This is a genomic window from Rummeliibacillus sp. BSL5 (genome assembly GCF_052928305.1).
In genome coordinates this window covers 162,932-178,424 of record NZ_JAVGCV010000003.1, presented here as the reverse complement: position 1 = coordinate 178,424, position 15,493 = coordinate 162,932, and the positions used below count along the sequence as shown (strand labels likewise).

15 protein-coding genes and 1 other annotated feature are annotated in these 15,493 nt (G+C 36.9%); of the genes, 8 read left to right on the top strand and 7 right to left on the bottom strand.

All coding sequences use genetic code 11. The annotated features are described in order from the left end of the window. Positions 1-9: 9 nt before the first annotated feature. Entirely contained in the window at positions 10-648 is a 639-nt protein-coding gene (locus tag RCJ93_RS12530) for a GntR family transcriptional regulator (protein ID WP_446739177.1), read from the bottom strand. 390 nt (positions 649-1,038) lie between these two features. On the opposite strand from RCJ93_RS12530, the gene RCJ93_RS12525 reads away from it, so the two are divergent. Together RCJ93_RS12525 and RCJ93_RS12520 are read left to right on the top strand one after the other, a co-directional pair. After that, positions 1,039-1,518 carry an NUDIX domain-containing protein gene (locus RCJ93_RS12525; RefSeq protein ID WP_150285249.1) on the top strand — a complete coding sequence of 160 codons (480 nt, stop codon included), beginning with the start codon at positions 1,039-1,041 and terminating at the stop codon, positions 1,516-1,518. Positions 1,519-1,753: 235 nt separating this feature from the next. Continuing rightward, on the top strand, positions 1,754-2,134 hold the full coding sequence (locus RCJ93_RS12520) for a VOC family protein (protein WP_446739176.1): 381 nt from the start codon (positions 1,754-1,756) through the stop codon (positions 2,132-2,134). 76 nt (positions 2,135-2,210) lie between these two features. On the opposite strand, the gene RCJ93_RS12515 is transcribed toward RCJ93_RS12520, so the two are convergent. The 3 genes from RCJ93_RS12515 to RCJ93_RS12505 all read right to left on the bottom strand — a co-directional run bounded on the left by RCJ93_RS12515 (position 2,211) and on the right by RCJ93_RS12505 (position 4,959). Further along, positions 2,211-2,789: a TetR/AcrR family transcriptional regulator gene (locus RCJ93_RS12515; protein ID WP_392996922.1), complete on the bottom strand. Its 579-nt coding sequence runs from the start codon at positions 2,787-2,789 to the stop codon at positions 2,211-2,213. Positions 2,790-2,846: 57 nt separating this feature from the next. Beyond that, positions 2,847-3,590 (bottom strand): SDR family NAD(P)-dependent oxidoreductase, encoded by a 744-nt coding sequence (locus RCJ93_RS12510; protein ID WP_446739175.1) that lies wholly within the window; start codon positions 3,588-3,590, stop codon positions 2,847-2,849. 472 nt (positions 3,591-4,062) lie between these two features. Continuing rightward, on the bottom strand, positions 4,063-4,959 hold the full coding sequence (locus tag RCJ93_RS12505) for a LysR family transcriptional regulator (RefSeq protein WP_446739174.1): 897 nt from the start codon (positions 4,957-4,959) through the stop codon (positions 4,063-4,065). A gap of 165 nt (positions 4,960-5,124) precedes the next feature. Between RCJ93_RS12505 and RCJ93_RS12500 the strand changes: the two genes are divergently transcribed. Further along, positions 5,125-6,294, top strand: coding sequence for an MFS transporter (locus tag RCJ93_RS12500; RefSeq protein WP_446739173.1), 1,170 nt, complete (start codon positions 5,125-5,127; stop codon positions 6,292-6,294). A gap of 137 nt (positions 6,295-6,431) precedes the next feature. On the opposite strand, the gene RCJ93_RS12495 is transcribed toward RCJ93_RS12500, so the two are convergent. Continuing rightward, a complete protein-coding gene (locus tag RCJ93_RS12495) occupies positions 6,432-7,784 on the bottom strand; it encodes an MATE family efflux transporter (protein ID WP_446739172.1) in 1,353 nt (450 codons plus the stop codon). A 140-nt stretch (positions 7,785-7,924) separates the two neighbouring features. Between RCJ93_RS12495 and RCJ93_RS12490 the strand changes: the two genes are divergently transcribed. From RCJ93_RS12490 to RCJ93_RS12475, 4 genes are all read left to right on the top strand, one after another. Beyond that, positions 7,925-8,605, top strand: a complete 681-nt coding sequence (locus tag RCJ93_RS12490; RefSeq protein ID WP_066789990.1) for a TetR/AcrR family transcriptional regulator — start codon at positions 7,925-7,927, stop codon at positions 8,603-8,605. A 76-nt stretch (positions 8,606-8,681) separates the two neighbouring features. Continuing rightward, positions 8,682-8,954: a binding site (T-box leader), on the top strand. Between the two features lie 53 nt (positions 8,955-9,007). Next, positions 9,008-10,642, top strand: a complete 1,635-nt coding sequence (gene metG, locus RCJ93_RS12485; RefSeq protein ID WP_446739171.1) for a methionine--tRNA ligase — start codon at positions 9,008-9,010, stop codon at positions 10,640-10,642. A 75-nt stretch (positions 10,643-10,717) separates the two neighbouring features. Next, positions 10,718-11,533 (top strand): MerR family transcriptional regulator, encoded by an 816-nt coding sequence (locus tag RCJ93_RS12480; RefSeq protein WP_446739170.1) that lies wholly within the window; start codon positions 10,718-10,720, stop codon positions 11,531-11,533. 60 nt (positions 11,534-11,593) lie between these two features. Further along, positions 11,594-12,277 carry a DUF554 domain-containing protein gene (locus tag RCJ93_RS12475; RefSeq protein ID WP_446739169.1) on the top strand — a complete coding sequence of 228 codons (684 nt, stop codon included), beginning with the start codon at positions 11,594-11,596 and terminating at the stop codon, positions 12,275-12,277. A 5-nt stretch (positions 12,278-12,282) separates the two neighbouring features. Here the strand turns inward: RCJ93_RS12475 and RCJ93_RS12470 are convergent, their stop codons facing one another. Both RCJ93_RS12470 and RCJ93_RS12465 read right to left on the bottom strand, forming a co-directional pair. After that, a complete protein-coding gene (locus RCJ93_RS12470) occupies positions 12,283-12,984 on the bottom strand; it encodes a metallophosphoesterase family protein (protein ID WP_446739168.1) in 702 nt (233 codons plus the stop codon). Between the two features lie 194 nt (positions 12,985-13,178). Beyond that, on the bottom strand, positions 13,179-14,138 hold the full coding sequence (locus RCJ93_RS12465; protein ID WP_446739167.1) for a polysaccharide deacetylase family protein: 960 nt from the start codon (positions 14,136-14,138) through the stop codon (positions 13,179-13,181). A gap of 285 nt (positions 14,139-14,423) precedes the next feature. On the opposite strand from RCJ93_RS12465, the gene RCJ93_RS12460 reads away from it, so the two are divergent. Further along, complete coding sequence (locus tag RCJ93_RS12460) at positions 14,424-15,392, top strand: tRNA dihydrouridine synthase (RefSeq protein WP_446739166.1); 969 nt, start codon at positions 14,424-14,426, stop codon at positions 15,390-15,392. Positions 15,393-15,493: the final 101 nt, after the last annotated feature.

Below are 15,493 nucleotides of genomic sequence, written 5' to 3'. Positions count from 1 at the left end.
CCCCATAAATTAATTAAAATGGTGCCATAATATAACATCTTTAATAGCCATTCGGGCCTTTTCGAAATCCGACAATTCTATACACTTAATAAAGGTATAAATGGATTCATGATAGGATTCAAGTAGATTCATTTTCCATTTTGTTTGAGCTGCTACATTTGTAACAAATATAGTTTCTTTAAAGAACCGCAGCATCGCAATATTTCCTGAAACCTCAAAAAACACTTCTAACAAGTGAGCAAATGAAACAACGTATTCATAAATATTCTCAGCTGACTTTTTTTGCTTCATCGATTCAAAACGAAGCATTAATTCATTTTGCAAATCGGTATTCCATTTCGGTTCACAACTGGTAAGAGCAAAATTCAAAAGAGAATAAAGGGCTTCCAAATAATCCTTCAATTCCTGATCTGAAATAGTCTTAACTCTTACACCTTTATGTTGTACTTTTTCAACCACACCATCTTTTTGCAAAAGATAAAGAGCCTCACGGACAGGCGCATGACTTACTTGCAGCTCTTTTGCTATTTCTGCTTCTATCAATCGCTGACCTTGCTCATAATAGCCTGAAAATATGCGGAATAATAATTGTTCAGCTATTTGTTCTGAAATTGTTTTTTTTGAAATTGGATTTTCATTGAACCCCATCAAACCACTCCAATAAATTTAATCCTTTTATTTTAACATAGTTTAATGTATAGAGTAGCTAACTAAGAGTGTTATTGATTATGGATTATAAATTATAGATTATCGATAATCTATGTGTAATACTTTAATATAAAAATTCATTTGTTACAATAAAAATGTTTTGAGACTATTTTTTTGTTAGTTTCATCAATTAATGAGGGACTGTAAATAACGATATGAATCCATTATAAATTCTCATTTACAGTATTTTAAATCTATCTTGATGTGTTTTATAAGCTAAAGAAGTTCACCTTAATCGGATTTGGTTATAGACTTGATATATCTAATGAAAAAATAAGCAGTTTGAGGTTCTGTGAAGGAGACCAATAAAATTCAACAAGGGGTGTTGGAATGAGTAAAGAAAATTTCGAAATACCTGTACGCTGTAAGGGGATTGCAGTGGTTTTATTGAAGATGTTTGGTGAGGAATATAAAGTGCTTTTGCTAAAACGAGCGACTTCTATTTTGAAAGATGCATGGTGTTATATTGGCGGGAGTATTGAAGAAGGCGAGAGTGCTTGGCAATCTGCTTTTAGGGAAATTGAAGAGGAGACTGGGATCACAGAGGTTTTATTATATACTTCAAATAAATTGGATCAATTTTACTCACCTTATGAAAACTATATTTATATGGCACCGGTGTTTGTAGGGTATGTGAATGACGACCAGAAAGTAAACTTAAACTATGAACATAGTGAGTATAAATGGCTAAGTTTTAATGAAGCAATTGAACAGGTCACCTTACCAGGAAACGATGAAGTTCTTACTTTTATTGAAAAGCATTTTGTGAAAAATACTCCCTCTAAGTTATTACGTGTTAGAAATAAGTAGATTCAGAGCGAGATAAGAGAAATTAAATAGTTACTCAACTCATGTTATGGCTGAACAAACGGATCTATTGTTGGATAAAAATTTTGAGTGATTTCGCCAATACATTTGTAGGATGATTAGTTTATTCAATATATTTCAGAATATTCATAACTTTATTGAAGAGATACTCAGGAAATGGTAGAATTCAAAGACTTCTAGTTTAACGCATAACAAACGAACAAAAGGGGTGTTATTCATGATTAACAATGTAGGTCAAATCATGTTGTATGTAGACGACCAAGACAAGGCAAAGGAGTTTTGGACAGAAAAAGTAGGGTTTAGTGTGATTTCGGAGGAAGATAATGGACAAGGTATGAAATGGATTGAGATTGCTCCAACCAAAGAAGCTGAAACAAGTATTATCCTCCATAACAAGGAGCTTATTGCGAAAATGTCGCCTGAGTTAAACCTTGGAACACCTTCTTTGATGTTCTTTTCAAACAACTTCGAAGGTCTATATAGCGATTTATCAAACAAACATGTGACAGTCGGAGAAATCGTAAATATGCCTTCAGGTAGAGTATTTAATTTCGCAGATAGTGAAAATAATTACTTTGCTGTAATGGAAAAAAGATAAAAATAAAAGAGCTAGTACGAAGAGTCTGTTGGATAACTCTTTGGTACTAGCTCTTTGTTTAACCTTCTATAGAGTGTTAGTCAATATAAGGACCATATATAGAAATTTCAATTAAACTGTTCGCCATTTCTTCTGGGCTTGTTTCATAATTTTCTTTGATCCAAAAGACGATGCTTTCAACATAAGCTCCGGTTACATAAGAGATAATTAAGTCTATCTTTACACGCAGCTTTTTATCCTGTAGCGCGTAATAAATACCCTCTGTTATATATTGTTTCATAATTTCTTTTACGCCATTGATAAAGATTGCATCGGGTTGATAAACAAAGAATGTCTCATATGCAATATGCTTCGCTTGAATATGTTGAAACAACAGCATTAGGTTTTCGGGAATTTCTTTCTTAGGAATCTCAGATAAACGCCTCGGATTTTTAATTGTTAATGCTTTTTTTAATTCAGCTAAAACACTTTCATGGATATCCAAGCGAAGTTCTTGGATATCTTTGTATAATTTATAAAAGGTAGGCCTAGTTACTTCAGCTGTATCACACAGTTGCTGAATCGTAAACTGGCCTTGTCCTTTTAATTGCATTGTTAAATACGCTTCATGCAATTTTTCTTTTGATTTCAATTGTCTTGGATCTATACGTTTCATTTATTTATCACCCAATACAATTGTATCACGATTTAATTTGGACTAACCACCTATACATTAAAGAGCAGTCCAACCACCATCAATCACAAGCTCTGCACCTGTCATAAAGCGTGATTCGTCACTCGCTAAGAATACTACCCCATGTGCCACATCTTCTGGATTACCAAAGTAAGGTAATTGTGTATGCATTTTATAATATGGCATTGCACCTTCCATTGATGGAGCAGTCATTGGTGTAACAATAATTCCTGGATGTACAGAGTTTACACGGATTTTGTCTTTACCGTATTCAACAGCAGCGGATTTTGATAAAGAGCGTAATGCACCTTTTGCTGCTGTGTATGGGCTTGAGCCTGCCATCCCTACAATGCCTCCGATAGAAGAGATGTTAATGACAGAACCGCCACCAACTTTTTGCATTTCAGGAATAGCGTATTTCATGCCTAAAACACAACCGTTTAAGTTAATATCCATTACCCGGTTCCACTCGTCCATTTCCATAGTTGCAAAGTTTTTGCTCATCGCAACGCCTGCATTATTAACAAGTACGTCTACTTTTCCGTATAGCTCAACTGTTTTAGCTACAACAGCTTTCCACTCATCTTCAGAGACTACATTTTGTTTTATACCAGTGATTTCTCCACCAGCTGCTTTCACATCTGCAACTACTTCATTTAATTTTTCTTCGTTTAAGTCTGTCGCTACTACTTTTGCGCCTTCTTTTGCAAACAAACGAGCTTCTGCTGCACCCATACCATTTGCTGCCCCTGTAATAATCGCTACTTTTCCTTGTAATCTCATTTTCCATACCCTCTTTATTTATAATTTTTTGGATTGTAATAAAGCTAAAGCTTAATACTTTCCTTTCAAAACTAATTTACATATTGTAAATTAGTTTTGATTTATGAGATACATTTTAGTGTATCAAGTATAAAAAGTAAATGGTAAATATAAACAATATCTCGTTGTTCAATTAAAATATAGATCTTTTAATTGAACCGATAATAGATTCAATTGAAGGGGATGGATTAGAGAAAGTAAATAAAATATCTCATCTAATTTAATTTACGTAATGTAAATTAGTTTTATCTATTATCAAAGAGGATTTAATAGGATGAATACTAGGGGAGGGAGATATCTCATCATGATAAGCACTGTGTAAAGAGGTACAAGCATAAAAAGGGTGACTCAAATTTTTAGTTTGGTCACCCTTTTTTAAAGGTTATAAAGCTGTATATTCAATACGACCACGACCCATATTGTTGAGTAATATTTAAACGGTAGAAAATTTGCTTTGAAATTCTTTTAAAAACATATCAGCAGCAGCAGAGAGAACTTGATGCTTTTTCCACACAATATTTAAACCAGATTCTAGTCGTGGGTTAAGTGGTCTAAAGCAAAGGTTACTATCGTTTGATGTATTCACTATTTTATCAATAGTGACAGCATAACCAATACCTTCTTCCACCATAATGGCAGCATTAAATGCAAGATTGTACGTCGTAATGATGTTGAGTTTATCAAAGTCTTCGCCAAACCAATCCGCAAATTCATTTTTAGAAAATGTCTGTTTTAGAGCCTGTCGTGAACAGATTAAAGGAACATCTAATAAATCAGCTGCTTGAATGGTATCTTTAGAAGCAAGAGGGCTATCTTTCCTCATGACAACACCCCAAACATCTTTTGCGGGCATATTGAGATAATTATATTTTGATAAATCAGCTGGTTGTATGAGTATTCCAAAATCCAGCAAGCCCTTGTCAAGACGTTCAGCCACGTCGTCTTCATTACCACTATATAGGTGATAACGTATGTTAGGGTAACGTATCTGCAAATCTCTTACTACCCTTGCAATCTGCTTCATGGCGTCTGTCTCTCCGCCACCTATGTAAATGTCTCCCTTTAATGTTTCTTCCATAGAACCAAATTCTTCTGCTACTTTATCCACCATATCAACGATTTCTTCTGCTCTCTTTCGTAAGAGCATCCCTTCATCAGTAAGAATGATACTGTGACTACTGCGAGTAAATAGCTTTTTTCCTAATTCTTCTTCAAGATCTTTTAGTTGTCTTGACAGTGTTGGTTGTGTGACGTTTAAAAAATTTGCAGCACCGGTGATACTTCCTTCTCTTGCAACTGTTAGAAAATAGCGCAAAACTCTAAATTCCATCTAATCCGCCTCCTACTTTATTGATTTAGTATATATAATTTTGATATGCCTATAAAGCATACTTTGATATTAAATATAGGTATTTTCTATATGAAGAGAGGAAAGTTAGAATAGTATTGAGAAGACTTAAGAAATCATTTTAAACAGATTGTTGGAGGTATATTCTTGGCTAAACAAAAAAGACTACTCATTCTTATATTGACTATAGGAGTTTTTGGTATTTTGAATACGGAGATGGGGGTTATTGGGATATTACCTGAGATTGCTGAACATTTTAATGTTAGTGTGTCAGCAGCAGGGTGGTTGGTGAGTATATTTGCAATAGGAGTTGCAGTATCTGGCCCAACGATGCCTTTATTGTTTTCGGGAATTGATCGAAAAAAAGTGATGGTACTAGTTCTGATAGTTTTTGTTATAGGAAATATCGTATCTATATTTACATCTAACTTTAACATTCTATTAATAGCTCGACTTATTCCTGCTCTTTTTCATCCCGTTTATTGTTCATTGGCATTTTCAGTTGCCGCTGATTCAGTCGATAAGGAAGAAGCACCTAAAGCTGTCGCAAAAGTTTTTATAGGCGTGTCGGCGGGGATGGTCGTCGGTGTGCCCATTGTTAGCTTTGTCGCTGGGATATCGAATTTACAGATGGCATTGGCAATTTTTGCAATCGTCAATATCGTAGTATTAATCGCTACATTACTATTTGTGCCATCGATACCTGTCCAAGAAAAAATCTCCTATGGAGCGCAATTAAATGTACTTAAACATTCGAACACATGGCTTGCAGTTATAATTGTTATTTTGTTAAACGCAGCAATCTTTGGGGTTTACAGTTATCTAGCTGATTTCTTGCAATCAGTAACACATGTATCATCTACTTTCACAAGTCTTCTTTTATTTATTTACGGTGCGGCCAATATTATAGGAAACATTCTAGCTGGAAGATTACTCGTTGATAAACCGGTTAAAACAATCGTAGCCCTCCCTTTTCTAATGGGAGCTACTTACCTCATATTATTTTTCGCAGGCCAATTTACGTTGCCGATGGCTCTACTCATTTTAATGTGGGGAGTATTAGCTGGACTGGCCGCTAACATTAATCAATATATAATTACAACTGCAGCAAGTGAAGCTCCGGATTTTGCTAACGGTTTGTTTTTATCGGCATGTAATATAGGAACGACTATAGGTGCTGCAGCAGGTGGGGTGTTTATAACAAAAATGGGTACGCAATACGTTGTACTAGTGGGATTGTTATCGTTGGTATTAACAGCAGTATTTATTTTCCTCAAAAATTATGGCCAAAAAGCTAGCAAGTATAATAAAGGATAAAGAATTTGGATTAATAGAAATGACAGAGACTCATAAAGAGTATCTATTAAAATGCTAAATTGGATTGTTGAAGCTGTTTTAAACTATAAAAAAGGCAGGGTTGGAGGTTACTCTTACTCTGCCTTATATACATGATTTTACTGTACTAAGCTATCAATCTCTGGTTGCAACTTATTTCGCAAAACATACAGCATAATGGCACCAACAAGGAATGCGACGGCTTCTGCAATGACTAGTGACCAGACAACCCCATGGAAGCCGTTTGTTTTATTGGCGATAAATAATACTGGAATCAGTGTAATTCCTTGAATTATTGACATGATAAACGCGGCTGTTCCTTGAGCTGTTGCTTGAAAAATCCCCGTAAACAAGGTCGTAATGCCTGTAATGAACAAGGATAAAAATGTCACATGCAAAATGTAGCTGCCCATATCAATTAATTGCGGGTCATTTGTAAATAGGCCAATTAAGTGATCGGAAATCAAATAGACAATGATGCCGAACAGGACTGCTAACGCGACAATCGCTTTAATAGTAAAACCAATCGTTTGCTTCATGCGTAATTTATTCGCTGTAAAAGAGAAGGCAATCAACGGTACAACACCCTCACATAATCCCATCAGAATAAACTCTGGAAATTGTAATAAGCGCGATGATATGCCATAAGCCGCTACGGCCTGATCGCCATATTCAACAAGAAAATGGTTCAGAATGAGTGACATGGCACCTAAAAAGATACTCATTATAAAGACGGGGACCCCAATTTTTAATACATTACTCAGAATCTCTTTGTTCGCTTTAAACCATTTTACGGAGATAGTTAAAAATTGGCTTTTATTACTCAGATGGACGGCATAAAATGCACTCGCAACTATATTCGAAATGACAGTAGCAGAAGCGACGCCAATTACACCCCAGTGCAACACGAAGATGACGAACGCATCGAGAATGATATTTACAACAACACTGAGAATCATACCGATCATCGAGGTGATAGCTGCACCCTCTGAGCGCACGATATTTTCTAACGTGAAGAATAAAATGACAAAGGGTGAACCAAGAATCATGATCATGACATAGTCCTTAGTAAATTTGAATGATTCAGATGTTGCCCCAAGGCCGTGCACAATAGAATTAATGAACGGGAGACCCGCCATGATTACAACAAGTCCGAGAACTAAACTGCTGTAAAAAGCGAAAGATGATACATGCTTTACAGAGTCATATTTTTTCTCTCCGAGTAAGCGGGAGATGAATGTGCCGCTACCTATGCCAATTAAGTTGCCTAGCGCCATAATGAATGCAAATAATGGCAAAGTTAATGCGAGTGCAGTCAACATGGCCGTGTCGTGAAGTGTACCTAGAAAGTAAGCATTTAAGATGGAATAGATGACACTCATCGAAGTGCCAAGCATCATCGGCACCGCAAAATGAGCTACAGTTTTTGCGACTGGTGCTTCTTCAAAATAATAGATATTATCTTTATCCATAGTGGATCACTGCTTTCTGTAAGTATTTTGATATCTTAATCTAACGGTGTAAGGTTGAGCCTTACAGTGTTAGATGTTATCATGGGTTTAATAATCTGTAAAGAAAAAACTTACACTGTTAGATAAAAGGGTGGATGATGATGAAAAAACAGCAGCCTCAAATTTCAGAAGATAAAATTTTAGAAACTTCATGGGAGCTTCTTGGGGAAAACGGCATTGAAAAATTCAGCATGAGACGATTGGCAGATCGCTTAGGAATACAGGCGCCCTCACTATACTGGTACTTCAAGAGCAAACAGAATCTCTACCAGCGTTTAGCGAATCAGATATCCAAAATCATTTTAGATGAGTTCCATTCAGAAGGGGATTGGAAGGAGCAGCTAACAGAGCTTGCGGTAACTGTGCGAAGTGTGCTGAGCCGATATCCTTGTTCTACGCAGCTCATGATGATGACACTGCCTCACGAGCCAGACATCATTCGATTTACGAACCGTATGCTACTTTGCGTGGAATCTACTCCGCTTAAGCAAGAGCAAAAAATGCAGGTAGTGACCACGCTTGTGAACTTTGTTTTCTACTTCGTGCTAGATGATTATCAACATGAGCGCAATATCTCCGTTATGCTGAAGGAACAGAGTGAGCTTCCTGGAGAGCAGATGATTAATCTTCTTAATTCAATGAGCGATAGCGATGCAGGACTGTTTCGAAGAATGTTCACGAATGGTTTGTTTGAGCTGATGGGGACGGATGAAGCATTTGATTTTGGGTTAAAGCTCATTCTATTTGGTGTAGAGCGTGTGATAGAGGAGCAAGTGAAGTAAAGGCTCATAAAATCATTTAATTCAGAAAATTATCATTGACTTCAGGAAAATATTTGAATAAACTAGTGATAATTCAACAAAGGCAATGAAGAGAAAAAGTAAAGTGAAAGTGTTTTTTAGTAGAGAGCTTCGGTAGCTGAAAAGAAGCAAAAACACTCATTTGAACAATGGTCTCTGAGCTTCGTACTGAACGTACTTCGGTATTAGTAGGATACGACGGGATTTGGCACTCGTTATTAATGTCACAGTATAAGAGTAGAGTTTATACTCCGTACTTGATGAGACAAATGGTGTGAGCCGTTTGTAAAATAAGGTGGTATCACGTGGATATTCAAACCTCGTCCTTAACTATTTAGTTAGGGCGGGGTTTTTTTGTTTTTTTAAAATGAGGAGGTTCTGATGATGAGTATTTTTATTGGTGGAGCTTGGGCTTATGCGAACGGCTCATTACATTTAGGGCACATTTCCAGTTTGTTGCCTGGGGATATTCTTGCAAGATATTACCGTTTAAAAGGAGAGAACGTTTTATATGTTTCGGGCAGTGATTGTAATGGTACACCTATCACCGTTAGTGCAAGACAGGAAGGAGTTTCTCCGAAAGTAATTGCTGACCGTTATCATAAGGAATTTGAAGAATGTTTTGCACGGTTGGGATTCTCATATGATATTTATACAAGAACAGATACATTGCATCATCATCGAATTGTTCAAGAGATATTTCTCGAGTTGCTACATAATGGGTTAATTTATAAAAAGGAAATCGAACAAACCTATTGCGAGCATTGCCAACAATTTTTGCCGGACCGATATGTCGAAGGAATCTGCCCGGTTTGTAAAGAGCCTTCTCGTGGAGATCAATGCGACAATTGTTCAACTATATTAGAACCTCTTGAACTACTAGAAAGAAAGTGTAAAATTTGCAGCAATGCACCTACGATAAGGTCCACAGAGCACTTTTACTTTTCTTTGAGTTCTTTCCAAAGCATTTTGGAGAACTATACACAAGAAGCGGAAGATCAGAAGCTTTGGCGGGAGAATGCTATTTCTCTTACCAAACGTTATCTAAAGGAAGGCTTGCAGGATAGAGCCGTTTCAAGAGATTTGCCGATTGGAGTAAGCGTGCCGGTAGAGGGATATAAGGATAAGAAAATCTATGTATGGATTGAAGCGGTATCAGGCTATTATACAGCTAGTAAACTTTGGGCAAAAGATACCAATCAGGATGATTCACCATTTTGGAACTCTTCCACTCAGTCCTATTACGTTCATGGGAAAGACAATATACCATTTCACTCAATCATATGGCCGGGCATTTTAGCTGGGCTAGGAAAAGAATCATTACCAACACATATAGTATCGAACGAGTATCTAACATTAGAAAAGAAGAAATTATCCACAAGTAAAAATTGGGCTGTTTGGGTTCCAGAAATTTTAGAAAGGTATGAACCTGATTCTATACGCTATTTTCTAACAATCAATGCACCAGAGAATCGAGATGCTGATTTCTCGTGGAAGGAATTTATTTATAGCCATAATAGCGAGCTGTTAGGGGCGTATGGTAACTTAGTAAATCGTACTTTGAAGTTTATTGAAAATTCATTTGATGGAAGACTTCCCGAAAAAGTCATCAATTCAACGATCCAAGATAAAGTAAATCATTTATACAAGGATGTCGGAGAATGTATTGAAAGAACCTCATTCAAAGAAGCATTGGAGAAAATATTTGAGCTTGTTCGATTTTCAAATAAATATTTCGATGAACAGCAACCATGGATACAAGTCAGAGAGGATGTTGAGAGCTGTAAGCACACCTTAGCAGTTTGTGTTTATCTTATTGCTAATTTAGCTCATATACTTACGCCATTTCTTCCTTTTTCAAGCGAGAAAGTGAAAGAGATGATAAATATAACAGAGAGCAAATGGAGAGCATTTTTTGTACCATCACAGCAATTGTCTAAAGTCTATCCATTGTTCCAACGAATAGACCCAGTACAGATTAAAAAAGAGCTTGAAAGACTAAATAACCAAACTGTTTAAACTAGAGTCCCTTGACAGTGTGAAGGAACTGCATTCATCCTTAAGGAAAATGTGCATGGCTAAAGGGGGATGGAGATGAAGAATAAATTTTCAATAGGTGAAATGGCGAAGCTTCATAATACGACCATCAAAACCTTGAGATACTATGATGATATTGGGTTGTTGAAGCCGATTCAAACTGATTCGCACAACGGGTATAGATATTATTCAACCGAACAATTTGAGCAACTCAACACCATCCATTATTTAAAGCAGTTAGGTTTTTCTTTAAAAGAAATCAGTAAACATTTGGAGCATCGGGATATTGATGGATTCCTGGAATTGCTGCAGAAACAGAAACAACTAACTGAAATGAAAATAAAAGAGTTAGAACGGATAAACCGTAGATTTGAAACCCGAATAGAAGAGATCCATTCAGCCAGAAAAATTAGGGAATTGGAAGTTGCCTCGATAAAGCATATAAAAGAGAGAAAAGTCGTAAGGTTAATGGAGAAGATTCAGTCGGAGCCAGAGTTAGAAGTATCCTTACGCCAATTAGAGAACATAGCCAATATGAATTCTTCTATATTTATCGGTGGTGTAGGGCTCACAGTGAGTCTCGATCATATTAAAAATAACAAATTCGATGTATATAACTCCATATTTATTCTCCGGGAAGAAGATAAGCAAAATTCATTAGAGACCACTATCCCTGAAGGGCAGTATGCATGCATCTTTTACAGGGGGAATCACAGCGATTCTCCCCATTATTACAACATCCTGTTGAATTACATACAAGACCAGCGTTTTCATATTATAGGGGATGCCATAGAAAGAACTATCATTAACCATTTTATTTCGGGAAGTAAAGAGGACTACCTGACAGAAATTCAAATTCCAATAAAGTATTGACCCTTCCCTTACAGGAGGGTTTATATTTTTAGTAAGAACATAGAGATAAGGAGAAGGAATATGTACGGTACAATCTTTAATACACTCATGATTATCATCGGAAGTATTGTGGGAAGTGTCTTTAAGAAGGGAATCAAGGATGAATATCATACGATTCTGATGCAGGCCATGGGGTTAGTTGCCATGGGATTAGGCATCAATGCCATCGTGCAGCATTTGCCTTCCAGCCAATATCCCGTACTTTTTATTGTTAGTTTAGCGATAGGGGGTTTGCTCGGCCAAAGACTTGATTTAGAAGGGAGATTCAATGCTTTAGTAAATAAATATTCTAAGGGCAATTTAGCTGAAGGGTTATCGACTGCTATCTTATTATTTTGTATTGGTACATTGTCTATCATTGGCCCTATAGAGGCCGCATTAAAGGGCAATTATACATACCTGCTTGCGAATGGAATGCTGGATGGAATCACATCAATTGTTTTAGCCTCTACATTTGGAATAGGGATCGCTTTTGCAGGGATTGTTTTATTTCTATGGCAAGGGTCTATTTATTTGATCGCGTTGTTAATGGAGAGCACTATTAATAATAGCCTTCTGAATGAAGTATCAATTGTAGGTGGTTTCTTGATATTGGCTTCTGGTTTAAGCATTTTGGGCATTAAGAAATTTAATACGTTAAATCTGTTGCCATCATTACTGATTCCACCGTTTCTATTTTTAATTATCCATTTTTTCCATTTATAATTAGATTAATCAACGTAGTAAACTTTAGTATTTAAAACGTCTAGACAATTCAACCTTCCACCATATGCACAGCCACCATCAATTCCAATAATGCGATTATCTCCAAAATAAACATCGTTGCTTTCGTGCAAATAATTGGTTGGTGTATGTCCAAACACAATAGTCTTGTCGCCGTTATATCCGTTATGGAATTCCTCGCGAATCCACACTAATGTATAAGGTTCTGTTGACTCTATTGGTGTTTCAGGGTGAACCCCTGCATGAACAAAAATATGGGTGTCTGTTTCATAGTAGTATGGAAATTCTTTTAATATTTCAATGTGTTTGCGGATGTCATCGTTTAATTTAATGGGCTCAGGCATTTCAGTAGTCGTATACCAATATTCTGCATTGTCTTTTTCAATCGTATATCCATAGTTTTGAAGGGTTTTTATGCCACCGTTATAAAGCCATCTTTTCAAATGCATCGGAATACCATCAAAAGCATCCATCATCATCATTTCATGATTGCCAATTAAAGCAATAGCTCCCTCACTTTTTAACTGAATCACTTTATCCAAAACGGCTCTCGAATGAGGGCCTCGATCTACATAATCACCTAATAACAGCAATTGATCTAGGTTTTTGTCATATTGTACAAGCTCTAAGAGTCGCTCGAATTTCTCTAAATCCCCATGAATATCACTTATAGCTAGGATTCTCTTCAAAACACACATCTCCTTTAACTGTTAAAATGGTTTATTTTAATAGTAACAAATCTATTTTTACTTTTATACTAGTTTTGTAAAAATTCAATCAATAAGGTTCTAAAATGAAATAGCTTTATAATTCTGCTAATTTTTAACGAATAAAGTAGACGCCCAATATGATGGACGTCTACTTTATTCACTATTCTACTGGATTATTTAAATGAGCTGCAACGATTACTGCATTGAAAGGTATATGGCGCCATGTTGTTGGCTAGGGTTTTTGTGTGATAGCCATTGTTATTCAGATAGGTTAATAGTTTTGGCAAATGGCGGATGGTCTCTGGTTTATCATGCATCAGAACAATTGGGGCCTGGCCCAATTTGTCCCATGATTGGATATCGCGGATTGTTTTTTGGACGTAGCGCTGGTCTTTCAATGACCAATCTTCCGAATCCACAGTCCAGTCCCAAATTTTAAAGTGTTGTTCCCCTAATAAAAGTCGCATATCGATTGTTAGATATGGGATGCTTCCATATGGCAAACGGATGAGTTGAGAATGTACTGCCGCAACATTTTGTAGGATTTCTTGAGCTTTCAACATTTCGTTTAGCGGTGCACTGGCTGCTGCGCTGTATAGTTTATTGGCATCGTGTGACATACTGTGCAACCCGACCCCAAACCCTTCATTCACCATTCTTTTAATTACTTTAGGATGGGCCTTAATATTAGAGCCAATCATGAAGAAAGTTGCTTTAGCATGATAGCGGTCAAGTATATCAAGCAAATGGCCGGATTCAAGAGTAGGGCCGTCATCAAAAGTCAGATAAACGGTTTTCTTCCTGTGTTCTTTTTTTAGATGATTGATTGCTTTTTTATGTACAACTTCCTCATGTGCGGTTTCCTTTTTCCTTTCTTTTTGCGTTATTTTCCGGTTTTTATCCGAATTCTTCTTTCCGGCTTGTCCGGTTACATTTGAAGAGGCAGTCGGCGATTTCTGGCTTTTCTTTTCTTTTGGTGTTGCGGCCTGCTTTTTTTTAACCGCAGGATTATCATTATCTGCTGAGGATCCAATAGGGCCAATCAAATAAACGCCCAGCAGGATTACTGCGAGTATAACTCCTAAGCCTATGCTGACTTTCCCTTTCGCTCTCTTTTTTCCTTGTCGTTTCATCTTCCGAGCAACCTCTCTTTCTTAGTGTGTTTTGTATGCTGGATTGAACCTGATTTTTGCGCTATTATGCATTTACCTTTATTAATATGACTTACCAGCACTATGAAAAGTTTTGAGGAAAACAAAATGTTTGTATTTAGTGGTTTCTTTTAAAAAAGAGTTTAAGAAAAAATGGATTAAAGATAAAATAGAAAAGCTAGGTTATACTCTAGAAATAAAATGTGTTAAATTCATAAACAATGTAAATAGGATATACAGGATATAGATGAAAGGATTTGTATGAATATGAAAGAAAATTTTTGGCGTGACTTGCCACGACCATTCTTTGTACTGGCTCCAATGGAAGATGTGACAGATGTTGTATTTCGCCATGTCGTGAGCAAAGCAGGACGTCCGGATGTATTTTTCACCGAGTTTACAAACACGGATAGCTATTGCCATCCAGAAGGAAAGAACAGTCTGCGTGGACGTTTGACTTTTACAGAGGACGAACAGCCAATGGTGGCACATATTTGGGGAGACAAGCCCGAGTATTTCCGTGAAATGAGTATCGGAATGGCTGAAATGGGTTACAAAGGCATCGATATCAATATGGGCTGTCCTGTACCTAATGTAGCCTCTAGAGGAAAGGGAAGCGGTCTTATCCTTCGACCAGATGCAGCTGCAGAAATCATCCAAGCTGCAAAAGCAGGGGGACTGCCTGTCAGTGTGAAAACACGGTTAGGCTACACAGAGCTAAATGAGTGGGAGGATTGGCTAACGCATATATTGAAGCAGGATATTGCCAACCTTTCAATACACCTGCGAACAAGAAAAGAAATGAGCAAAGTAGATGCCCACTGGGAGATGATTCCGGCAATCAAGGAATTACGTGACCGTATTGCACCTGACACAATGCTTACCATCAATGGAGATATCCCAGACCGCCAAAAAGGCCTTGAGCTCGCTGAACAATACGGAATAGATGGCATCATGATTGGCCGCGGTATCTTTAAAAATCCGTTTGCATTTGAAAAAGAACCGCGAGAGCATAGCAGCCAGGAGCTTCTGGATCTTTTAAGATATCAGTTGGATCTGCACGATCAATATCAAGAAGTAGTGCCTCGTTCCATTTCGGGTCTTCATCGTTTCTTCAAAATCTATGTCAAAGGATTCCCTGGTGCTGGTGAATTGCGAAATCAATTGATGCACACGAAATCTACGGATGAAGTGCGTGGGTTGATTGATGGTTTTGAAATAAAGAATGTTGATTAGAAAGTAAAACCCAAACCTAAAAAAGGAAAAAGATTATCTCAACCCGTGATTGAGATAATCTTTTTTTAGTTATAACGTTTCCTAGAGAAACTAAACTATAT